This is a genomic window from Pseudomonas sp. P1_C12 (assembly GCF_056406435.1).
The window spans coordinates 446,137-468,048 of record NZ_JBFUAE010000002.1; the positions used below are offsets into that span (position 1 = coordinate 446,137).

The following is a 21,912-nucleotide window of genomic DNA, read 5'->3' on the forward strand; positions in this document are numbered from 1 at the left end:
GGAGCTGATCATGAATAACAACAACAAAGACCAAAGCCTTACGCAAATTGAAACCCACGGGGTCGAACAGATCCCGGACAACGAACGCACCGCAGGCCCGACGGACTTGTTCCGGATGATCTTCGGTGGTTCCAACACCTTTGCCACCGCCGTTCTCGGCAGCTTCCCGGTACTGTTCGGCCTGTCGTTCCAGGCGGGCGTCTGGGCGATTGTGCTGGGCGTATTGCTGGGTTCGCTGATCCTCGCGCCAATGGGCCTGTTCGGCCCGATCAACGGCACGAACAACGCCGTGTCCTCCGGTGCGCACTTCGGCGTGCACGGGCGGATCGTCGGCTCGTTCCTGTCGCTGTTGACCGCCATCGCCTTCTTCTCGCTCTCGGTGTGGAGTTCGGGTGATGCGCTGATCGGTGGCGCCAAACGCCTGATCGGCCTGCCGGAAACCGACCTGACCCTGGGCCTGGCCTACGGTCTGTTCGCGATCCTGGTACTGACCGTGTGCATCTATGGCTTCCGCTTCCTGCTGTGGGTCAACAAGATCGCGGTGTGGAGTGCCAGCCTGCTGTTCCTGCTGGGCATCTTCGCCTTCGCCGGTCCCTTCGATGTGAACTACGCCGGCACCGTCAACATGGGCCAACCCGGTTTCTGGGCTGCCTTCATCGGTGCTGCACTGGTGGCCATGAGCAATCCGATTTCCTTCGGTGCGTTCCTCGGCGACTGGTCGCGCTACATTCCGCGTGACACTTCCAAGCGCCGGATCATGGCGGCGGTGGTGATTTCGCAGATCGCGACGTTCATCCCGTTCCTGTTCGGCCTGACCACCGCCACCATCGTAGCGATCAAGGCACCGGACTACATCGCGGCCAACAACTATGTCGGCGGCCTGCTGGCGGTATCGCCGAGCTGGTTCTTCCTGCCGGTGTGCCTGATTGCGGTGATCGGCGGCATGTCCACCGGCACCACTTCGCTCTATGGCACCGGCCTGGACATGTCCAGCGTATTCCCACGGGTGCTGTCGCGGGTCAAGGCCACGCTGCTGATCGGTGTGATGTCGATTGCCTTCATCTTCATCGGGCGCTTCGCGGCCAACCTGGTGCAGAGCGTGTCGACCTTCGCCGTGCTGATCATCACCTGCACCACCCCGTGGATGGTGATCATGATCATCGGCCTGCTGGTGCGTCGCGGCTTCTACTGCCCGGATGACCTGCAAGTGTTCACCCGCGGCGAGAAAGGTGGCCGCTACTGGTTCACCCACGGCTGGAACTGGCGTGGCCTGGGCGCCTGGATCCCGAGCGCGGCCGTCGGCCTGTGCTTCGTCAACCTGCCGGGTCAGTTCGTCGGGCCACTGGGCGAAATGGCCGGTGGTATCGACATCAGCCTGCCAGTGACCCTGGGCCTGGCCTCGGTGGTGTACCTGGCGTTGCTGAGCCTGTTCCCGGAACCACGCGAAGTGTTCGGCCCGAACGACCTTCGCAGCAAGAGCACGGATTCGCTCGCTAAACCGGCGCTGCGTCAAGCCGCCTGATTAAACGCACTACCTGTGGGAGCGAGCCTGCTCGCGAAGAACGATGACGCGGTTTGCCTGAAAAACCGTGGCGCCTGATTCGCGAGCAGGCTCGCTCCCACAGGATTGATTTCAGCCTCACATAAAAAAGACAATCGGAGACACGCAACAATGGCTTTGGATTTATTCGTCGTACTCATCTACGCCGCCGCGATGCTGATACTCGGCTACTACGGCATGCGCAAGGCCAAGACCAACGAAGACTTCTTGGTCGCCGGTCGTAACCTCGGCCCAAGCCTGTACATGGGCACCATGGCTGCCACCGTTCTGGGCGGCGCGTCCACCGTGGGCACCGTGCGTCTGGGCTACGTGCATGGCCTCTCCGGTTTCTGGCTGTGTGCGGCCCTTGGTTGCGGGATCGTCGCGCTGAACCTGTTCCTCGCCAAACCGTTGCTGAAACTGAAGATCTACACCGTTACCCAGGTGCTGGAAAAACGCTACAACCCGATGGCCCGCTCCGCGAGCGCGGTGATCATGCTGGCCTACGCGCTGATGATCGGCGTGACCTCGATCCTGGCGATCGGCACCGTTCTGCAAGTGCTGTTCGGCCTGCCGTTCTGGATCTCGGTACTGCTCGGTGGCGGCGTAGTGGTGATCTACTCCGCCATCGGCGGCATGTGGTCGCTGACCCTGACCGACATCGTCCAGTTCATCATCAAGACCGTAGGCCTGATGTTCATCCTGTTGCCAATCTGCCTGTACCGCGTTGGCGGCTGGGATGAGTTGGTGTTGAAACTGCCGGCGGCGAGCTTCAGCTTCACCACCATCGGTTGGGACACCATCATCACCTACTTCATGATCTACTTCTTCGGCATCCTGATCGGTCAGGACATCTGGCAACGGGTGTTCACCGTCAAGACCGCCAAAGTGGCTCAGGTTGCCGGTACCGCGGCCGGTATCTACTGCATCCTCTACGGCCTGGCCTGTGCCCTGATCGGCATGGCTGCCCACGTACTGATCCCGGATCTGGACAACGTCAACAACGCCTTCGCCGCCATCGTCAAACTGTCCCTGCCGGACGGTATCCGTGGCTTGGTGATCGCTGCCGCACTGGCCGCCATGATGTCCACCGCCAGCGCCGGCCTGCTGGCCGCTGCTACCACCCTGACCGAAGACCTGCTGCCGAAACTGCGTGGCGGCAAACAGTCGAGCCTGGCGATCAACCGCCTGTTCACCCTGTTGACCGGCATCGTGGTACTGGGCATCGCTCTGATCGTGAACGACGTGATCAGCGCCCTGACCCTGGCCTACAACCTGTTGGTCGGCGGCATGCTGATCCCGCTGATGGGTGCGATTTTCTGGAAGCGCGCTACCACCGCCGGCGCTATCGCCAGCATGGGCATGGGCTTCGCCACCGCGCTGCTGTTCATGTTCAAGGACGGTCTGGATGCCAACACCCCGATCTACTACAGCCTCGGTGTAGGCCTGGTGAGTTTCGTGGTGGTCAGCCTGCTGTCCCGTCGCCCGGTGACTGTGGCCAGCGCTGCCTAAACTGAAAAGAATGGAATGACTTTTTCTTCGACGAGTGTGGCGTCGGTTGCCATACTCGTTTTTTTTCGTCTGGAGAAAACATTTTATGAAGATTGTTTCTCGCGACCAGTGGTTCGAAGTGAAACCGCTCAGTGACGGCATCCGCCTGATTCACGAGCCGTACATCCGCCCCTTCTACCGCTGCAACCTCTGGCACATCCAGGGTCGTGACAAAGACCTGCTGCTGGACAGCGGCTCGGGCCTGGTCAGCCTGCGCGAGCAACTGCCGTGGATCACCGAGCGGCCGCTGGTGGCGGTGGCCAGCCACTGCCATTTCGATCACATCGCCGGTCATCACGAGTTCGCTGAACGACTGGTGCACCCGGCCGAGGCGGACATTCTCGCCGCGCCCAATGGCGACAACGACCTGAGCAAAGCCTTTGTCGGCGACGACATGTTCGAGGCGCACCCTGATTGCCCGCTGTGCTACGCCGAATACCGGGTCAAGGCCGCACCGGCCACGGGGTTTGTCGAAGATGGAGATGTGCTGGACCTGGGCAATCGGGTGTTGCAGGTCGTGCACACACCGGGGCACTCACCGGGCGGCATCTGCCTGTACGAAGCCGCCACCGAGACCTTGTTCAGCGGCGACATCATCTACGACGGCCCGCTGATCGAAGACGCCTACCACTCCAACCTCGATGACTACGCGCGCAGCCTGCAACGCTTGCGTGAGCTGTCGATCCGCACGGTGCATGGCGGGCATTTCGGCAGTTTTTCCGGGGAGAATTTGCGCAACATGATTGACGAATGGCAGCGCTCACACGGCTAAAGCCTGCTGTACTCAACGGCAGGAAGAATTACAACTACCTCCTAGAAGAACGTTCATGAAAGAAGCTGCCGTTCGTGCTGTCGTGCATCGCTACATCAGCCGCCTGCTGGAAGGCCGGGATGACTTCGACGACAACGCCAGCCTGGCGCAGTTGGGACTGGATAAAGAAGATATCGAAGAACTGATCTTCCATCTGGAAGATGAGCTGGGTGTAACGGCGTTTACCGTGGAAGAAGACCGGATGCTGAAATCCGCCAGGACGGCGAATGATTTGAGCCGGTTCTTGCTGGAGATCGGGCGGTACTAAGGCTGCTGATCAAACGTACACGAAGCGGCAAGGGAGATTGCTCCCTCGCCACGGAAAACCTTTCACCTGTCAGATGTTATCTGCCATTACCGGCGTCGCTGCTGGCGCCGACGCTGTTCGTCGTCAGTACGAACAGGCACGGGTTGCATTGGCGGTTCGATCAAACCGAGAGCCACGCCCAGGTCATGCAGCCAGTTTTGAATTTTCTCTTTCATGGTGCCCCCTTCAGGGTAGTGCCGAGCGGCCAAAATTCTCTAGCCCCTTCGCACAGATAATAGTCCGAAGTCCCGTGCAATGCTCGCGCAAAGTCGCAATGATCTGTTACTGAATCCATCACAATCAGCCTGTGTTCAGGCAATTTCCCGCGCCTGCACCTGTGCCGTAGGAAAAACCACCTGTTGTTGCTCGATCCAGGCATTCAGGTTGGCCCCGACCATGCCCTTGCGCCACATCAGCCAAGTGGTAGCGCTGGCGAACGGCTCGGCCAACGGATGCACTGCCACACTCTCACGGCCCGGCAGGCTGGCGAGCATCGACTCCGACATCAGCGCCACACCGGAACCGGCAATCACACACGCCAGCATCCCCGGATAGGACTCGATCTCCATCGCCCGGCCCATGGCCGCGTGGTCATTGGCGAACCAGGCCTCCAGGCGCATGCGGTAGGAGCAGCCCTGGCGAAAGGTGAACACCGAACGACCTTGCACATCCAGCGCGCTGCGCACGGGCGGATGATCGGCCTCGCTGATCAGCACCAGGCGCTCTTCGCACAAGGGCACCCCGTCGAGCCCGGCCAGTTCCATGGGGCCATCCACCAGTGCCGCATCGAGTCGGCCGGTGAGCAGGCCTTCGAGCAATTCACCGCTGGGCCCGGATTGCACTTGCAGGTTCACGGCCGGATACAGGCGGTGATAGCGCGCCAATAGCCGCGGAAGATGAATCGCCGCCGTGCTGTACATGGTGCCGAGCACGAAGTCGCCCACCGGTTGCCCGCCCTGCACTGCCGCGCTGGCTTCGTCGCGCAAGGCAAACAGTTTGGCCGTGTAGTCCAGCAGGACTTTTCCCGCAGGCGACAACTGCAAGCGCTGACGCTCGCGCAGGAACAGTTCGACACCCAGTTGCTCCTCCAGCTGTTTGAGCCGGGTCGACAGGTTCGACGGCACTCGATGCAGCCGTTCGGCGGCCCGGGTGATGGACCCTTCTTGCGCCACCGCCTGGAAGATGCGCAATTGGCTGAATTCCACGGCATTCTCCAAAAAAGAACAAGTTACTCACTATTATTCATTTTTAAAGAAAATCAATCAATCCTAGCCTGACGGTCATCGATCCTCTGAACGGAATCCAGACCATGTCTCCCTTGATTCGCTTATCCGCCAGTTTCGTTGCCCTGATGATGGCCATGGGCATCGGCCGTTTTGCCCTGACACCGCAACTGCCGCACCTGCTCAGCGAAGGTCAGATCGACCTGACCGCCGCCGGACTGATTGCCGCCGCCAATTACCTCGGTTATTTCATCGGCGCGGTGGACGCCATGTTCTCCCGGCGTCCCGCGCAAGTGCGCCGGCGCTTGCTGGGCGGGTTGTGGCTCTGCGTACTGCTGACCCTGGCGTCGTTCTGGGCCAATGGTTTCTGGTCGCACCTGCTGCTGCGCTTCGGCACCGGTGTGGCCAGCGCCTGGGTGCTGGTGATGATCACCGCCCTGAGCCAGCCGCTCGCGGCAGCGGCCGGTCGCCCACGATTAGGCGCCCTGGTCTTCGCCGGACCGGGTTTGGGGATTTTTCTGACAGGTTTGTTGGCCCTGGGCTCGAACCTGCTGGGCCAGACTTCCGCCACCTTGTGGCTGGTGTACGCCGCCACAGGGCTGGCGATGCTGCTGGGGATCCTGCCATTCCTGCCACAACCGGACACAACCGCGACTGCTGCGCCCAGCGCCAACGCATCGCACACCCAAGGCATCGGTCGTCTGGGCTGGATCTATGGCTTGTACGGATTGGGCTACATCATCCCGGCGACCTTTCTGTCGCAGATGGCCAACGCGCAATTCCATGGCCAATGGCAGGCCGACCTGTTCTGGCCGTGCTTTGGCCTGGCGGCTGCCACGGGTGTGGTGCTGGTGAGTCTGCGTCGCCAAAGGCCGGGAGCAACGCGTCACTGGTTGATGGCGACGTTATGGCTGCAAGCCGCCGGCGTGTTCGCCTGCCTGCTGGGCAACGGGCCAGGTCTGGCGTTGGGTGTGATCCTGTGCGGCACGCCATTCCTGGCTTGCATGCAACTGGTGATGCAGCGTTCCCGGGAACTGGCGCCCCACGCTACCCAGCGCAATGCCGGCCTGCTGACGGCCTGCTTCGCCGTGGGCCAACTGAGCGGGCCATTGCTGGCGGCGCTGAGCAGTCATTTCAGTGGCGGTTTGCAGCCGGCACTGGTGGTTGCCGGCTGCGGTCTGTTGCTCGCCGGCGGTCTGTTGCTCGCGCCGGTCAGTGCTGACCGAGGGCTTTGCGCAAACGACGGCGCAGCCACTGTTCAGCACTGACAAAGGTGATGCCCGCCAACACCAGCACGGCACCGATGACGAAGTTCAAGCTCAGCGCCTCGCCCAGCAGCACCACACCGAACGTGACGCCGAACAACGGCGTCATGAACGAAAACACCGCGAGGTTCGCCGCCAGGTACCGGCGCAGCAGCCAGAACCAGATCAGGTAACTGAAGAACGACACGATCACGCCCTGAAACAGCACACTGGCGACCGCCACGGTGGTCAGGCTGACATGGGTGACCTGGCCGCTGAGCAGCGCAATCAACAACAATCCGAAGAAACCGACAATCAACTGATAGAACAGCGTCAGGGTCACCGGCGCTTCCGACAGGCGCGAGGCGCGCACCACTACCGTGGTCGCGCCCCAGGCAGCACCCGCCAGCACACCCAAGGCATCGCCCATCAACATGCGGTAATCAAGGTTGTCCCAGGACACCCCGCCGGCAAACGCGATGGCAATCCCGATAAAGGCCAGGACAATCCCCAGCCATTGCAAGGGCCGCAAACGCTCACTGGGCAACAACCAGTGCACACCCAATGCAGTGAAGATCGGCGCGGTGTAGAGAAACACTGACATGTGCGCCGCCGTGGTCAGTTGCAGGCCTTCGGAAATGAAGAAGAACTCCAGGCCGAACAAGGCACCGGCCAACAGACCGCCGCGCCAGGTCGTCCCCACCTGGTTCCAGCCGCCCTTCCAGCAGATCAGCAGCCCGACCAGCAACGCCGACATGCCGGAACGTCCAGCCGCCTGCATCACCGGCGCAATATCGGCCGCCGCCCACTTGATCATCACCTGCTGCACGCCCCAGACCAGGCACAACCCGACCATCACTTGCAGGGCAAACCCGTCGGCGCTGCGCCGGGTGGCGCTCACCGGAACACCTCGAAGACACAATCCATGGCAAAGACTCGGCAGAAAAAAAGCAAAACCCCGGCCTTCTCGTTGAAAAGAAATCACCAGGGCGATGAATCATGTTGTCGATTATTAACCAGTAGGCCAGAAAATGCCCCTGTAGGAGCTGCCAAAGGCTGCGATCTTGATTTTTAAAGATCAAAAGATCGCCCGAGCGCGGACCGAGCCTTCGGCAGCTCCTACACGTCAGAGTGGGGTCAACTGAGCTCGATACGATCGGCATGAATGACAATCTGGCCATTCTTGTACAATGCACCAATGGCCTTCTTGAAGTTGCCCTTGCTGACACCAAACAGGCTGCTGATCAACGCCGGATCGCTCTTGTCGCTGACCGCCAGGCTGCCGTTGTTTTCGCGCAACTTGGCGAGGATCTTCGAGTTCAGGCTGGTGGCCGCTTCCTGGCCGACCGGTTGCAGGCTCAGGCTGATCTTGCCGTCGGCGCGAACTTCCTTGATGAAACCCTTTTCTTCTTTACCGGCGCGCATGAACTTGAAGATTTCATTCTTGTGGATCAGGCCCCAGTGCTTGTTGTTGATGATGGCCTTGAAGCCCATGTCCGTGGCTTCGGCCACCAGCAGATCCACTTCCTGGCCCGCGGTGTAGTTGGCCGGGGTCTTGTCCAGGTAGCGGTCCAGACGCGCGGTCGCGGTGATGCGACGGGTGTGTTTGTCGAGGTAGACGTGCACCACCACATACTCACCCGCCGTCATCTGACGCTTCTCTTCGGAGAACGGCAGCAACAGGTCTTTCGGCAAACCCCAGTCCAGGAATACGCCGATGCTGTTGACTTCAACAACTTTCAAACTGGCGAATTCACCGACTTGAACTTTCGGTTTTTCAGTAGTTGCGATGAGTTTGTCATCGCTGTCCAGATAAATAAAAACGTTGAGCCAGTCTTCATCTTCGCTAGGAGTATCTTTTGGAATATAACGATTAGGCAAAAGGATTTCGCCATCCGCACCACCGTCCAGATATAAACCGAAGTTAGTGTGTTTAACCACTTGCAAACTGTTGTAACGCCCGACTAAAGCCATGTCCAATACCCTCATTGCGTGGGCGGCATTCTACCCGGTTTTAGTCGCCGCGTTCGGCACCCGGCCCGGTGGTACGAGAAATTCCTCTGAAGGCCTTGATTTTCCGGGGTTTGCATCGAGCACCTGGCCGCTCGTCAGACCGATCCGGGTATTTACGCCATGCTCAGGCCAGCGTAACGCGGTATTTTTCCAGGCAATGTTCTTAGTTAAAACAGCGGCTTAGACACCTATTTCGAATACTGGCCGATGCCTGTTTACCCCGACCTCACGAATATGCCGAGGGGATATTTGCCAAGCAATTATCAGGTTATTCCTGTACGATGCCTGGCCAAGTTAATTTTCTACAGGTTAATGGCCGCCATGCGTGTAAAAGCATCCACCAGCAAAGCAAAGCCAGCTCCAGCCGTCGAAACCAGCGAATCGATCAACAGCCAGATCGCTGCATTCCTCAAGTCCGGCGGTGAAATCCAGCAAATTGCCAAAGGCGTCAGCGGCCAGACGTTCGGCCCGTCCAAGCAGATCACCCTGGGCAAAAAGTAATTCCCTCGCGTCACCTGGTCCCAAAGCGCTTTGAGCTTCGAAGCGCTTGGACTGGAACCCTCATCACTCCTCTGGCACTTCTTCAAATCCTCTAAAAATCGACGAACGGCCTTCATTGCCGATCATTCGCCGGTATCCTTGCACACGTCTGGATCAAGCGTTTCAGCGGGCCCGCCAGCCTGTCCTCGCTGTTCATGGAGTGACGCATGTTCAAACCCTTCTATCTATCGGCATTGCTCGCCAGCCTGCTGGCCTGCTCCGTAGCACACGCACAAATCTTTCAGCGTGAGCTGGGGGGCTTCGACCTCAAGCTCGGCACCACCCCCACCCGCAGCATGGCCCAGGGTCTGGTCAAGCCTTCGGCCGTCGGCTCGTTCCACGGCGGCCTGGACCTGAGCCACGGCAGTGGTTTCTACGTGGGCCAATGGTCGCCCAGCATGGGCATCAGCCCGGGAAAAAACCTCGAGCTCGACTCCTACATGGGTTTCAAACAACCCTTCGACCAAACCCTCGGCTACGAAGTGGGCCTGATCCGCTACAGCTACCCCGAAGTCACGACCCCCGACAGCCAGGAACTGTTCGGCGGCCTGACCTTGCTCGGCAGTCGTTTCGGCATCGCCTTCAGCAATGACCCGGACAAACAGAACAACACCCTGTTCGCGGACTTGAGCGGCAATCAACCGTTCGGTGTCGGCATCAGCCTGAAATACACCACCCACCAATTCAATACGCCAGTAGCGGTAGATGGCGGGTATGTAGGCAGTTTTACCGATTGGTCACTGAAATTGTCCCGCCCGTTCATGGGCATCGACCTCGACCTGATCTACAGTGACTCCAGCCTGAGCGGCAGCGGTTGCTCGGCCTATGCCGGGCACAACAGCCAGTGCGACGGGCTGGTGACGCTCAAGGCCGAACACGCGTTCTATTGATCGGCTGAACTGCCGGGCTCCTCCCGGGTTCACATGAGAATCAGACCCCGAAGGCTGGCTTTCGCAAGGATTCGCCCATGTCCCGCTGGCTCAAACATATCGCCTTTGTGCTGACCATCGCCGTCGCCCTCGGTGCGTGCAGCCGCGTGGGCCTGGCCTACCGCAATCTCGATGTGATCATCCCGTGGACGCTCAGCGACTACCTGGACATGAACGGCGAGCAAAAAAGCTGGCTGGACGAACGCCTGAAGGAACACCTGAGCTGGCATTGCACCACCCAATTGCCCGGCTATCTCGACTGGCTGGACCGCCTGCAAACCATGATCGCCACCAACCAGGTCACCGATGCCGCCTTGCAGGCCCGCACCCACGAAGCCGAACAGGCGATCGCCGAGACCGCGCGGGAAATCACCCCGTCGGCCATCGAGTTGTTGCAAGGGCTGGATGACAAGCAAGTCGCCGAAATGAACGACGCCTTTGCCAAGGACCAGCGCAAACGCCAGGAGGAATACCTCAAACCCTCCCTCGACCAGCAGATCAAGGAGCGCAGCGCGCGCATGGAGAAGCGCTTGAATGACTGGCTCGGGCCACTGAGCACTACCCAGCAACAGCGGGTAGCCACATGGTCCAGTGCCTTGGGCGAGCAGAACACCCAGTGGCTTGCCAACCGCGTCCATTGGCAGAAGCAGTTCAGCGCGGCCGTTGCGCAACGCCAGAGCCCCCAATTCCCACAACGCATCGAGACACTTCTGGTCAATCGCGAGAGTTTGTGGACACCCGCTTATCGTCAGGCCTTTGCCAACACCGAGGCCCAGGCACGCTCGCTGTTCGTAGATCTGATGGCTGAAAGCACGCCGAACCAGCGCGCACGACTACTGAAGAAAATTGAAGGTGTGAGGAAGGACTTCAGCGATTTGAAGTGCCTGAAAGCGGCGAAACAAGGCTGACTGCAACACAAGCCCCATGTGGGAGCGAGCCTGCTCGTCCAGCACCTGTCGCGGGTGATCATTGCCGGGAATACTGCTGTCGATCAGCCGGGAATTTGCTGACGACCGACCGGTGGCATGTCGAAATCCACGCGAGCCAAACGACTAGGCTGTGTAAGTCACCTCCCCGCCCCACGCAGGAGAAAACAATATGAACATCCAGAACCATCCCGTCGTGTCGCGGGAAGAATGGCTCGCCGCCCGCAAACAGCACCTGGCCCGCGAGAAAGCCTTCACCAAGGAAAGGGACAAGCTCAGCGCCGAACGCCGCGCCCTGCCCTGGGTGAAAATCGACAAGGACTACCGCTTCCAGGGGCCCGACGGCGAACTGAAACTGGCGGACCTGTTCGGCGGCCGCAGTCAGTTGGTCATCTACCACTTCATGTTCGCTGAGGGCTGGGACGAGGGCTGCCCCGGTTGCTCGTACCTGAGCGATCACATCGACGGCGCCAACCAGCACCTGGCCCACCATGACGTGGCCGTGGTGGCGGTTGCCCACGCACCGTTTGCCGAATTCCAGGCCTTCAAACGGCGCATGGGCTGGAAGTTCGACTGGGTGTCGTCGGCAGGATGCGATTTCAACTACGACTTTGGCGTCTGCGCCCGGGCCGAAGACGTCGCCGCCGGAAAGGCTACGTACAACTACGAAAAAACCGACGGTTCCGAGGAAGAACTCCCCGGTCTCAGCGTGTTTTATCGCAATGACGCCGGTGAAATTTTCCATACCTACTCCACCTATGCCCGGGGCCTGGACATGCTGGTCGGCGCCTACAACTACCTCGATCTGACGCCCAAGGGCCGCAACGAAGAGGAAATCATGGAGTGGGTGCGGCATCACGACCGGTATGAGGAACAAGCGAAGTCGAGTTGCTGCCACAGTGGTTAGCCCCCCAGGCACCGAGGCGCGGCCTTCGCGGGCAAGCCACGCTCCCACAGGTTTTGTGTCGTACATAAGATATGTGTTCACACCAGGCCCGAGTGGGAGCGGGCTTGCCCGGGTAGAAACCGGGGACATCCTTTATGTTTTAAACCGGAGACATCGTTTACAGGTATGAAATACGGTCAGGAGGTGCCTGACCATGCCCTGGAATCGAGAGTCCCCAATGGATCAGAGAGTCAAACTCATAGGCGATTAAATACCAGTTGATTGATCAGCGTTCGAAGGAGTTGCAGACGACGGACAAGAAAGCCGAAAGCTGATCGTTTGAGGAATTTCGAGCATAAAAAACCGGACATTTGTCCGGTTTTTTTGGTCACGGCATCGGCTTACTCTGCAGCCGGCGCTTCTGGCTTGCGGCGCTTGAGCGGGGCCATGCCGTCCTTGCTGACCAGGGAGTCGCTCTTCGGACGGTTGGCGCTCTTGCGCTTGGTCGGGGTCTTGGCGGCAGTTTTTTTCTTGTCGCCCTTGGCGTCGGTCTTTTTCTTCTTCACGCCGACGGCTTTGCCCGAGGCCTTGACCTTTTTCGGTCCGCCGTAGGTGCCTTTGACTTCCTTGATCGTACGGCGCTCGAAGCTCTGCTTGAGGTAGCGCTCGATGCTCGACATCAGGTTCCAGTCGCCGTGGCAGATCAGCGAAATGGCCAGGCCATCGTTGCCGGCGCGGCCGGTACGACCGATGCGGTGCACGTATTCGTCGCCACTGCGCGGCATGTCGAAGTTGATCACCAGGTCCAGGCCGTCGACATCCAGGCCGCGAGCGGCGACGTCGGTGGCCACGAGGATTTTCACGCCGCCCTGCTTCAGGCGGTCGATCGCCAGTTTGCGATCCTTCTGGTCTTTCTCGCCGTGCAGCACGAACGCTTTGTATTCCTGCGCCACCAGGCGACCGTAGATGCGGTCGGCCATGGCCCGGGTGTTGGTGAAGACGATGGCCTTCTGGTAGGTCTCGTTGGCCAGCAGCCAGTTGACGATTTGTTCTTTGTGCTGATTGTGGTCAGCGGTAATGATTTGCTGGCGGGTGGTGTCGTTCAGCTGGCTGACCGCGTTGAGCTGCAAGTGCTCAGGGTTGTTCAGGACCTTGGCGATCATCTCGCGCAGACCCGAACCGCCGGTCGTAGCGGAGAACAGCATGGTCTGCTGACGGTTGGTGCACTCGTCCACCAGACGCTGCACGTCTTCGGCGAAGCCCATGTCGAGCATGCGGTCGGCTTCGTCGAGCACCAGTACTTCAACTTCCTTCAAGTCGAGGTTGCCGGCGTTCAGTTGCTCGATCATCCGGCCCGGCGTACCGATCAGGATGTCCGGCACCTTGCGCAGCATCGCGGCCTGGACCTTGAAGTCTTCGCCGCCGGTGATCAGGCCGGACTTGATGAAGGTGAACTGCGAGAAGCGTTCAACTTCTTTCAGGGTCTGCTGGGCCAGTTCGCGGGTCGGCAGCAGGATCAGGGTCTTGATGCTGACGCGGATTTTCGCCGGGCCGATCAGACGGTTGAGGATCGGCAAAACGAATGCAGCGGTTTTGCCGCTACCGGTTTGCGCCGTCACCCGCAGGTCACGCCCCTGGAGCGCCAGCGGGATGGCCGCGGCTTGCACAGGCGTTGGCTCGACAAATTTCAGCTCGGCCACGGCTTTGAGCAGGCGTTCGTGCAGGGCGAATTGGGAAAACACGGGTGCTACCTCGAAGAAATGCAAAAAAACAGCTGCATAGGGTAACGGTTTCGAGCGCTCAGGCCGAGTTTCTTTATACAAATGGCGGTAAACAGTTGGTTTTTTGTTGCCTGATTTTTCCCGAAACGTAATACAAAGCGCCTTAAATGCTCTAATCCCCTCTCGCGCCTTACAGAAGAATCGTTTTCGACCATGGATATCAAACAGCTCTGGACCAACGTCCTGGACCTTTGGGGTGCCCTCGACCAGCACCCGCTCGTGCACTCCAGCCTGTCGCTGTTGTTGCTGCTGGCAATTGCGCTGTTCCTCGGACGGGTGGCGCGTTACCTCATTCTGCACGCGGCAAAAATGCTTGGCCGCCAGCCGGCCTTGCACTGGGTCAATGATTTCCTGCAGAACAAGGTGTTCCATCGCCTGGCGCAGATCACGCCTTCGCTGGTGATCCAGTTCGGTCTCAATCTGGTGCCGGACCTGAGCAAGACCAGTCTGAATTTCCTCGGTAACGTCGCGCTGTCCTTCACCTTGCTGTTTCTGCTGCTGTCGGTCAGCGCCCTGCTCAATGCCCTGCTGGACATCTACGCCCGCACCGAGCACGCCCGCACCCGCTCGATCAAAGGCTATGTGCAACTGGCGAAAATGGTGTTGTACGTGTTTGGCGCGATCGTCATCGTCGCCACGCTGATCGACCGCTCGCCGCTGTTGTTGCTGTCGGGTCTGGGTGCCATGTCGGCGGTGATTCTGTTGGTATACAAGGACACCCTGCTGTCGTTCGTCGCCAGCGTGCAGTTGACCAGCAACGACATGCTGCGGGTCGGCGACTGGATCGAGATGCCACAGGTGGGTGCCGACGGCGATGTGGTGGACATCACCCTGCACACGGTCAAGGTGCAGAACTTCGACAAGACCATCGTCTCGATCCCGACCTGGCGCCTGATGTCCGAGTCGTTCAAGAACTGGCGCGGCATGCAGGCTTCCGGTGGGCGCCGGATCAAACGCAGTCTGTTCATCGACGCCAGCGGCGTACGCTTTCTGCGTGACGACGAAGAGCAGAAGCTGTCCCAGGTGCACTTGCTCACTGACTACATGACCCGCAAACAGGCCGAACTCAAGGCCTGGAACGAAGCTCAGGGAAACGTCGCGGCCATGTCGGCCAACCGTCGGCGGATGACCAACATCGGCACTTTGCGCGCCTATGCACTGGCCTACCTGAAGAGTCACCCGGAGATCCAGCCGAACATGACCTGCATGGTGCGTCAGATGCAGACAACGGCCCAGGGTATTCCGCTGGAAATCTACTGTTTTACCCGCACCACGGCGTGGGCTGATTACGAGCGGATCCAGGGGGATATTTTCGACTACCTGCTGGCGGTGCTGCCGGAGTTTGGCTTGAGCCTGTATCAGCAGCCGAGCGGAACGGATTTGCGTGCGGGGATATTGCCGGCGGTGCTGGGCGTGAGCCATATTCCCGAAGCGGAAAAACGCAGGGTGTAACACCCAAAAAAACTGTGGGAGCGAGCCTGCTCGCGATGGCGCTGGGTCATTCAACAATGTTGTCGATTGACCCTCCCCCATCGCGAGCCTGCTCGCTCCCACAGGTGTCGCGATAATTTTCTCGGTTACTTCACCTGCCGCTGCGGTGCCTTGTGCACCATGGTGTAGGCGTAATCCACGCCCATGCCGTACGCGCCGCTGTGTTCCAGCACCAGTTCCATCACCGCTTCGTAAGTATCCTTGTGCGCCCAGTCACGCTGGTATTCGAGCAACACTTGTTGCCAGGTCACCGGTACCGCGCCGGCCTGAATCATCCGTTGCACCGACATGTCGTGGGCTTCCTTGCTGGTGCCACCGGAGGCGTCGGTGACGATGTACACCTCGTAGCCTTCAGCCAGGGCCTCCAGTGCCGGGAAAGTCAGGCAGACCTCAGTCCACAGCGCGGCAATGATCAGCTTCTTGCGACCGGTGGCTTTCACCGCGTCTACCAGTGCCTTGTCTTCCCAGGAGTTCATCGAGGTGCGCTCGATCGGCTTTTGCTCCGGGTGCACTGCCAGCAATTCAGGCCAGATGTAACCGCTGAAGCTTTCGGTTTCGACCGAGGTGTAGATGGTCGGCACGTTGAAGATCTTCGCTGCCTTGGCCAGGCCCACGGTGTTGTTCTTCAGGGTCTGGCGATCAATGGACTGCACGCCGAAAGCCATTTGCGGCTGGTGGTCGATCAGGATCAGGGCGGAGTTGGTTGGGTTGAGCAGTTCACGAATAGACATGGCGCGTTCCTTTTGATGTCGATACTTCGAATGGGTAAGGGTTAGTCGACCTTGCCTTCAGCAGCGTTGTTGTCGGCTTGGATGTCACTTTAGGGGCTAGCGATAAAAGGGACAATTACCTAAAATCGAGAATCATTGATTCTAAAACAGGGACAATATGGATCGCATCGAATGCATGCGCGCCTTCGTCGTCACGGTCGGCGAGAACGGCTTCGCCGCAGCCGCCCGGGCCATGGACGTGCCGCGCTCGAAAGTCAGCAAACAGATTCAGGCACTGGAAGAAGCCATCGGCGTGCAATTGCTGCAACGCACCACCCGCAGCCTGCACCTGACCGAGGCCGGAGCCGAGTATTTCGACGCAGCACGGGAGGTGCTGGCGGCACTGGACGAGGCCGAGCAACGCGCCCGTGACGGCATCGGCGAGTTACGCGGTGTGTTGCGGGTCAATGCGCCGATGTCGTTCGGTCTTCGGCGGCTGGGGCCATTGATTCCGCTGTTTCATGAACAGCACCCGAACATCGAGTTGCAACTGGTGCTCAGCGATCAGCAGGTCGATCCGGTGCGGGGCGGCTTTGACGTAACCATCCGCATCGCCAGCATGCCCGACTCGACGATGATCGCCCGGCAACTGGCGCCCGCACCGCGCATCATGGTGGCGTCCCCGGCTTATCTCGAACGCGCGGGCGTTCCGCAGACTCCGCAGGATCTGCGCGCCCATCAATGCCTGAACTACGGGTATCTGCAGAGCGGTGTCAGCCTGCAACTGTGCAATGGCAAGGAAACCCAACGGGTGAACGTCACCGGCCCACTGCACGCCAACAACGGCGACCTGCTCGCCCAGGCCGCCGAAGCCGGCATGGGCATCGCCCTGTTGCCCGACTTTATCGTCGAGGATGCATTGGCTGCCGGGCGGCTAGTGCCGGTGCTGTGCGAATGGCAGGCTCCGGCGATCACCATCAACGCGGTGTATTCGTCGGCGCGGCGGGTGCCGCAGAAGACCCGGGCGTTTATCGAGTTTCTGGTGGGGCAACTGGCGCCGAAGTGATTTTCGGAGATCACGCAATCCCTTGTAGGAGCGAGCCTGCTCCTACAAGGGATATCGGGTTATCCAGGGTTCAGTGGACGGCCAGAGGTTTGCGTATACCCAACCGACTGATCCACACCGCCAGCAAAATCACCGAACCGCCGAGCAACAACCGCCCCAGTTCTTCATGCTGGTTCCATATCAGCAGGTTGATCAGCAGTCCCACCGGCACATGCAGGTTGTTCATCACCGCCAGCGTCCCGCCGTTGACCAGGCACGCGCCCTTGTTCCACCAGTACAGCCCCAAAGCGGTCGAGACCAGGCCGAGGAACAGCAGCACGCCCCATTGCAGCGGCGCTTCGGGCAGGAAGTTCTGTTTGCCGAATAGTAGAAACGCCGGCAACACCACCGCCAGCGCGCCGAGGTAGAAGTAGCCGAAGCGACGGTAATGCGGCAGATCGCTTGGGTGGCGCGCGACCAGGTGTTTGTAGAGCACCTGCCCGGCAGCGAAGGTGAAGTTGGCCAATTGCAGCAACAGGAACCCCATGAGGAAGTCCGGACTGATCCGGTCAAGGCGAATCACCGCCGCCCCCGCCACCGCCACCAGCGCCGCGACCAGGGCCCAGGGATTGAAGCGACGGTTGAGCGCATCTTCGATCAGGGTCACGTGCAGCGGCGTGAGGATGGTGAACAACAACACTTCCGGCACCGTCAGTACACGAAAGCTCAGGTACAGGCAGACGTAGGTCACGCCAAACTGCAACGCGCCGATCAGCAGCATGCCGCGCATGAATGCCGGCTCCACCGAGCGCCAGCGGGTCAGCGGGATGAACACCAGCCCTGCCAGCAGTACGCGTACCAGCACGGCAAAGTAACTGTCGACATGACCGGCCAGGTATTCGCCGATCAAACTGAAGGAAAACGCCTGGATCAGCGTGACAAAAAGTAGATAGCCCATGCTCGCCTCATTTCGAATGGCGGCGACGATAGCGGTTTTTGCCTTGAATCGCGATCCCCGAAAGCTGTCGGAAAACACGCAAGTCCCTGTAGGAGCGAGCCTGCTCGCGATAGCGGTGGATCAGTCAACATCATTGTCGACTGACACTCAGTCATCGCGAGCAGGCTCACTCCTACAGGGGTTTTGTAGGTGTTCGTCAGATCACAGACAAAAAAAAGCCCGATCTCGCTAAAGCGTTCAATCGGGCCAGAGCACTCAGGAGCAACAAGTGCGAAGGGAGGTTCGATGCGCGTACAGGCTTGAAGGGTTGCGCCAGGTCACTAGACCATCCAGCGATTATCTGGCGATTAACGTATCAGGCCACTTGCGAAAGCTTGGCGTTCGCCTGGTTCAAGCCTTTCTCCTGGAAGTCACCGCCCAGGTTCATGCCTTCGGCGTGGATGAATGTCACGTCGTGGATACCGATGAAGCCCATGACCTGACGCAGGTACGGTTCCTGGTGATCGGCGGTGCTGCCGGCGTAGATCCCGCCACGAGCCGTCAGCACGTAGGCACGCTTGCCGCTGAGCAAGCCTTGCGGACCGGTTTCGGTGTACTTGAAGGTCACTCCGGCCCGCAGCACATGGTCAAGCCAGGCTTTCAGGGTGCTGGGGATGGCGAAGTTGTACATCGGCGCGGCCATCACCAGTACATCGGCGGCGAGCAATTCGTCGGTCAACTGGTTGGAGCGTTCCAGAGACGCCTGTTCAATGTCGCTGCGCTGCTCGGCGGGTTTCATCCAGCCACCCAGCAGGTTGATGTCCAGGTGCGGCACCGGCTTGACGGCCAGGTCCCGGATGGTGATCTGGTCATTCGGGTGAGCGGCTTTCCACTGGCTGATGAAGGTCTGGGTCAGTTGACGGGAAACCGAGTCTTGCTGACGGGCACTGCTTTCGATGATCAGAACGCGGGACATGGGATGTAGCCTCCATCTGAGAATGCTGTAGGTCGATGGAGTGAAGGTTAAACAGAGTCATATCGATGAAAAAGCGCAAATAACTGCTATAACCCATCAATAAATTCGTTTATAAGCACAGCATACCCTGCCTCTGTAGGAGCGAGATTGCTCGCGAGGCGTCGTGTCATTCAATTTTTCTGTTGCCTGACACACCGCAATCGTCGGAACGCCACCCAGAGCAAGCTCGCTCCTGCAGAAGAGCCAGGCGTCATTTCGGGGTGCAGGACAGTTCGATGCGCAGCTTGATGATGCTACGGGTGAATTTGACGGTGGCATTTTTGTGCTTGCCGGCCGGTACGTCGATCTTGCGGGTACGCGGTGCTTCCGGGCCATTGATGAAAACGGCCTTGCAGCTGGCATCGACGTCGCCGTAGTTGGCCACCTGAATGGAGCCGATGTCGCTATCCGTGTCGTAGGTCTGGTAATCGATCTTCATGCCGTTGAGGTCTTTCTTCACGTCGATCGGGTAAGCCATCGCCGTCAGCGGCAGCAGCGCCAGCATCACACAACAGATTTTTTTCATTCAGCAGCCTCCAGTAAGGGCTGCCAGCTTAGGACAAGAGGAGCTCAACATGAAAGCGCCCCGCGTGACCCTTGATCAATGGCGAACGCTGCAAGCCGTGGTCGATCACGGTGGTTTCGCCCAGGCTGCCGAGGCGCTGCATCGCTCGCAATCGTCAGTCAGCTACACCGTGGCCCGCATGCAGGATCAACTCGGTGTGCCGTTGCTGCGCATCGACGGACGCAAAGCCGTGCTGACCGAAGCCGGCGGCGTACTATTACGCCGTTCCCGGCAACTGGTGAAACAGGCCAGTCAGCTGGAAGACCTGGCCCATCACATGGAGCAGGGCTGGGAAGCCGAAGTGCGCCTGGTGGTCGATGCCGCTTACCCAAGCGCCCGCCTCGTCCGCGCCTTGACCGCGTTCATGCCGCAAAGCCGTGGCTGCCGGGTGCGCCTGCGTGAGGAAGTGCTGTCGGGCGTGGAGGAAGTCCTGCTCGAAGGCGTGGCCGACCTGGCCATCACCGGGTTCAGTATTCCCGGTTACCTGGGCGCGGAATTGAGCGACGTCGAGTTCGTGGCGGTCGCCCACCCGGAGCATCCCCTGCACCGCCTCAACCGCGAACTGAGCTTCCAGGACCTGGAAAGCCAGATGCAAGTGGTGATCCGCGACTCGGGCCGCCAGCAACCACGAGACGTCGGCTGGCTCGGTGCCGAACAGCGCTGGACCGTTGGCAGCCTGGCCACCGCTGCGACCTTCGTCAGCAGCGGCCTGGGGTTTGCCTGGCTGCCCAGGCACATGATCGAACGGGAACTCAAGGAAGGTACGCTCAAGCTGCTACCGTTGGACCAGGGCGGTAGCCGTAACCCGAGCTTTTACCTGTATTCGAACAAGGACAAACCGCTCGGGCCGGCCACGCAGATTCTCATCGAACTGCTGCGTACGTTTGACACCGCACCACTGGACGCACCGTTCGCCGCCCCCGAACAAGCCTGACACGGAGTGTACGCATGGCCTATTTCGAACACGAAGGTTGCAACCTGCACTATGAGGAATATGGCCACGGCACGCCGCTGCTGCTGGTCCACGGTCTCGGCTCCAGTACGCTGGACTGGGAAAAACAGATCCCGACACTTGCCACCCGCTACCGGGTGATCGTCCCCGATGTCCGCGGTCACGGCCGTTCGGACAAACCCCGGGAGCGCTACAGCATTGCCGGATTCAGCGCTGACCTGATTGCACTGATCGAACACCTCAATCTCGGCCCGGCACATTATGTCGGCCTGTCGATGGGCGGCATGATCGGCTTCCAGTTGGGCGTGGATCAGCCGCAACTGCTCAAGAGCCTGTGCATCGTCAACAGCGCACCCGAGGTCAAACTGCGCAGCCGCGATGACTACTGGCAGTGGTTCAAGCGCTGGAGCCTGATGCGCGCCCTTAGCCTGGGCGCCATCGGCAAGGCGCTGGGCGGCAAGTTGTTCCCGAAGCCCGAGCAGGCCGACTTGCGACAAAAGATGGCCGAACGCTGGGCAAAAAACGATAAACATGCTTATCTCGCCAGCTTCAATGCCATTGTCGGCTGGGGGGTTCAGGAACGACTTTCGAAGGTCACCTGTCCAACCCTCATCGTCAGCGCCGACCGTGACTACACACCGGTGGCGCTGAAGGAAAACTACGTAAAACTGCTGCCCGACGCGCGGCTGGTGGTGATCGCCGATTCCCGCCACGCCACGCCGCTGGACCAGCCGGAACACTTCAACCAGACACTGCTGGAATTTCTGACCGCAGTCGACACCACCACTCAGGATCACTGACCCATGCTGAAAAAAATCGCCCTCGCCGCAGGCTCCGTCCTGTTTGCCGCCAACCTGATGGCCGCGACGCCGGAAAAGGCACCGCATGTGCTGCTGGACACCACCAATGGCCAGATCGAAATCGAACTGGACCCGGTCAAGGCCCCGATCAGTACCAAGAACTTTCTTGAGTACGTCGACAGCGGCTTCTACAACAACACGATTTTCCACCGGGTGATTCCGGGTTTCATGGTCCAGGGCGGCGGCTTCACCCAAGCCATGCAGCAAAAAGACACCAAGGCGCCGATCAAGAACGAGCACAAGAACGGCCTGGTCAACGTGCGTGGCACCTTGTCCATGGCCCGTACCTCGGTGCCTGACTCGGCCACCAGCCAGTTCTTCATCAACGTCAAGGACAACGACTTCCTTGACCAGGGCGACGGCTACGCGGTGTTCGGCAAAGTGGTCAAAGGCATGGACGTGGTCGATATCATCGTCAATTCGCCAACCACCGTTCGTGGCGGCATGAAGGACGTGCCAGCCGATCCGGTGTACATCAAGTCGGCCAAGCGCATCGACTGAGACTAAGCTGGACAAGGATGTCCGAGCCGTTGCCGGTGCTTGCCGGCAACGCTCAAACCGTTAAAAGGAGAGCCCGTTCGCGGGC

At 59.8% G+C, this 21,912-nt stretch carries 23 protein-coding genes; 14 read left to right on the forward strand and 9 right to left on the reverse strand.

The genetic code is table 11. The features are described 5' to 3' along the window. The first annotated feature begins 10 nt into the window (after positions 1-10). The 4 genes from AC1D19_RS05005 to AC1D19_RS05020 all read left to right on the forward strand — a co-directional run bounded on the left by AC1D19_RS05005 (position 11) and on the right by AC1D19_RS05020 (position 4,170). Positions 11-1,522, forward strand: coding sequence for a purine-cytosine permease family protein (locus AC1D19_RS05005; protein ID WP_477755385.1), 1,512 nt, complete (start codon positions 11-13; stop codon positions 1,520-1,522). Positions 1,523-1,672: 150 nt separating this feature from the next. After that, positions 1,673-3,052, forward strand: a complete 1,380-nt coding sequence (locus AC1D19_RS05010) for a sodium:solute symporter family protein (RefSeq protein WP_477762565.1) — start codon at positions 1,673-1,675, stop codon at positions 3,050-3,052. 85 nt (positions 3,053-3,137) lie between these two features. Then, entirely contained in the window at positions 3,138-3,863 is a 726-nt protein-coding gene (locus AC1D19_RS05015) for an MBL fold metallo-hydrolase (protein WP_477762566.1), read from the forward strand. 55 nt (positions 3,864-3,918) lie between these two features. Beyond that, complete coding sequence (locus AC1D19_RS05020) at positions 3,919-4,170, forward strand: acyl carrier protein (RefSeq protein WP_477762567.1); 252 nt, start codon at positions 3,919-3,921, stop codon at positions 4,168-4,170. Positions 4,171-4,256: 86 nt separating this feature from the next. Here AC1D19_RS05020 and AC1D19_RS05025 read toward each other — a convergent pair whose 3' ends face one another. Next, the gene (locus AC1D19_RS05025) at positions 4,257-4,385 is read right to left on the reverse strand and encodes a PA1414 family protein (RefSeq protein WP_263986899.1); all 129 of its coding nucleotides are present in this window, start codon (positions 4,383-4,385) and stop codon (positions 4,257-4,259) included. Between the two features lie 135 nt (positions 4,386-4,520). After that, positions 4,521-5,414, reverse strand: a complete 894-nt coding sequence (ptrR, locus tag AC1D19_RS05030) for a putrescine utilization regulator PtrR (RefSeq protein ID WP_477762568.1) — start codon at positions 5,412-5,414, stop codon at positions 4,521-4,523. 104 nt (positions 5,415-5,518) lie between these two features. Between ptrR and AC1D19_RS05035 the strand changes: the two genes are divergently transcribed. Beyond that, positions 5,519-6,700 carry an MFS transporter gene (locus tag AC1D19_RS05035; protein WP_477762569.1) on the forward strand — a complete coding sequence of 394 codons (1,182 nt, stop codon included), beginning with the start codon at positions 5,519-5,521 and terminating at the stop codon, positions 6,698-6,700. Here AC1D19_RS05035 and AC1D19_RS05040 read toward each other — a convergent pair. Both AC1D19_RS05040 and AC1D19_RS05045 read right to left on the reverse strand, forming a co-directional pair. After that, positions 6,645-7,577, reverse strand: a complete 933-nt coding sequence (locus AC1D19_RS05040) for a DMT family transporter (RefSeq protein ID WP_477755391.1) — start codon at positions 7,575-7,577, stop codon at positions 6,645-6,647. The genes AC1D19_RS05035 and AC1D19_RS05040 overlap by 56 nt on opposite strands. Before the next feature lie 236 nt (positions 7,578-7,813). Continuing rightward, entirely contained in the window at positions 7,814-8,650 is an 837-nt protein-coding gene (locus AC1D19_RS05045) for a CvfB family protein (protein ID WP_477762570.1), read from the reverse strand. A 351-nt stretch (positions 8,651-9,001) separates the two neighbouring features. Here AC1D19_RS05045 and AC1D19_RS05050 point away from each other — a divergent pair, with 351 nt between their 5' ends. From AC1D19_RS05050 to AC1D19_RS05065, 4 genes are all read left to right on the forward strand, one after another. Next, on the forward strand, positions 9,002-9,190 hold the full coding sequence (locus tag AC1D19_RS05050) for a hypothetical protein (RefSeq protein ID WP_015096330.1): 189 nt from the start codon (positions 9,002-9,004) through the stop codon (positions 9,188-9,190). A 206-nt stretch (positions 9,191-9,396) separates the two neighbouring features. Continuing rightward, positions 9,397-10,119, forward strand: a complete 723-nt coding sequence (locus AC1D19_RS05055; protein ID WP_477762571.1) for a TorF family putative porin — start codon at positions 9,397-9,399, stop codon at positions 10,117-10,119. A gap of 77 nt (positions 10,120-10,196) precedes the next feature. After that, positions 10,197-11,066, forward strand: a complete 870-nt coding sequence (locus AC1D19_RS05060) for a DUF6279 family lipoprotein (RefSeq protein ID WP_477762572.1) — start codon at positions 10,197-10,199, stop codon at positions 11,064-11,066. 190 nt (positions 11,067-11,256) lie between these two features. Beyond that, complete coding sequence (locus AC1D19_RS05065; protein ID WP_477762573.1) at positions 11,257-11,991, forward strand: DUF899 domain-containing protein; 735 nt, start codon at positions 11,257-11,259, stop codon at positions 11,989-11,991. A 380-nt stretch (positions 11,992-12,371) separates the two neighbouring features. Here AC1D19_RS05065 and AC1D19_RS05070 read toward each other — a convergent pair whose 3' ends face one another. Beyond that, on the reverse strand, positions 12,372-13,712 hold the full coding sequence (locus tag AC1D19_RS05070; protein ID WP_007972492.1) for a DEAD/DEAH box helicase: 1,341 nt from the start codon (positions 13,710-13,712) through the stop codon (positions 12,372-12,374). A gap of 192 nt (positions 13,713-13,904) precedes the next feature. Here AC1D19_RS05070 and AC1D19_RS05075 point away from each other — a divergent pair, with 192 nt between their 5' ends. After that, positions 13,905-15,203, forward strand: coding sequence for a mechanosensitive ion channel family protein (locus AC1D19_RS05075; RefSeq protein WP_477752916.1), 1,299 nt, complete (start codon positions 13,905-13,907; stop codon positions 15,201-15,203). Positions 15,204-15,328: 125 nt separating this feature from the next. On the opposite strand, the gene AC1D19_RS05080 is transcribed toward AC1D19_RS05075, so the two are convergent. Further along, entirely contained in the window at positions 15,329-15,973 is a 645-nt protein-coding gene (locus tag AC1D19_RS05080) for a hydrolase (RefSeq protein WP_108218556.1), read from the reverse strand. Between the two features lie 157 nt (positions 15,974-16,130). Here AC1D19_RS05080 and AC1D19_RS05085 point away from each other — a divergent pair, with 157 nt between their 5' ends. Next, positions 16,131-17,018 carry a LysR family transcriptional regulator gene (locus AC1D19_RS05085; RefSeq protein ID WP_108218555.1) on the forward strand — a complete coding sequence of 296 codons (888 nt, stop codon included), beginning with the start codon at positions 16,131-16,133 and terminating at the stop codon, positions 17,016-17,018. A gap of 70 nt (positions 17,019-17,088) precedes the next feature. Here the strand turns inward: AC1D19_RS05085 and AC1D19_RS05090 are convergent, their stop codons facing one another. The 3 genes from AC1D19_RS05090 to AC1D19_RS05100 form a co-directional block, all read right to left on the reverse strand. Continuing rightward, complete coding sequence (locus AC1D19_RS05090) at positions 17,089-17,955, reverse strand: carboxylate/amino acid/amine transporter (protein ID WP_477752915.1); 867 nt, start codon at positions 17,953-17,955, stop codon at positions 17,089-17,091. Positions 17,956-18,310: 355 nt separating this feature from the next. After that, positions 18,311-18,910, reverse strand: a complete 600-nt coding sequence (locus tag AC1D19_RS05095) for an FMN-dependent NADH-azoreductase (protein ID WP_108218553.1) — start codon at positions 18,908-18,910, stop codon at positions 18,311-18,313. 250 nt (positions 18,911-19,160) lie between these two features. Then, positions 19,161-19,475: a 3-phosphoglycerate kinase gene (locus AC1D19_RS05100; RefSeq protein WP_477762574.1), complete on the reverse strand. Its 315-nt coding sequence runs from the start codon at positions 19,473-19,475 to the stop codon at positions 19,161-19,163. A gap of 49 nt (positions 19,476-19,524) precedes the next feature. Here AC1D19_RS05100 and AC1D19_RS05105 point away from each other — a divergent pair, with 49 nt between their 5' ends. The 3 genes from AC1D19_RS05105 to AC1D19_RS05115 are packed head-to-tail and all read left to right on the forward strand — an operon-like array spanning position 19,525 to position 21,827. Beyond that, the gene (locus tag AC1D19_RS05105; RefSeq protein ID WP_008018223.1) at positions 19,525-20,448 is read left to right on the forward strand and encodes a PA3225 family LysR-type transcriptional regulator; all 924 of its coding nucleotides are present in this window, start codon (positions 19,525-19,527) and stop codon (positions 20,446-20,448) included. A gap of 14 nt (positions 20,449-20,462) precedes the next feature. Beyond that, positions 20,463-21,266 carry an alpha/beta fold hydrolase gene (locus tag AC1D19_RS05110; protein WP_477762575.1) on the forward strand — a complete coding sequence of 268 codons (804 nt, stop codon included), beginning with the start codon at positions 20,463-20,465 and terminating at the stop codon, positions 21,264-21,266. A 3-nt stretch (positions 21,267-21,269) separates the two neighbouring features. Next, positions 21,270-21,827 (forward strand): peptidylprolyl isomerase, encoded by a 558-nt coding sequence (locus AC1D19_RS05115; protein WP_477752912.1) that lies wholly within the window; start codon positions 21,270-21,272, stop codon positions 21,825-21,827. The last annotated feature ends 85 nt before the right edge of the window (positions 21,828-21,912 follow it).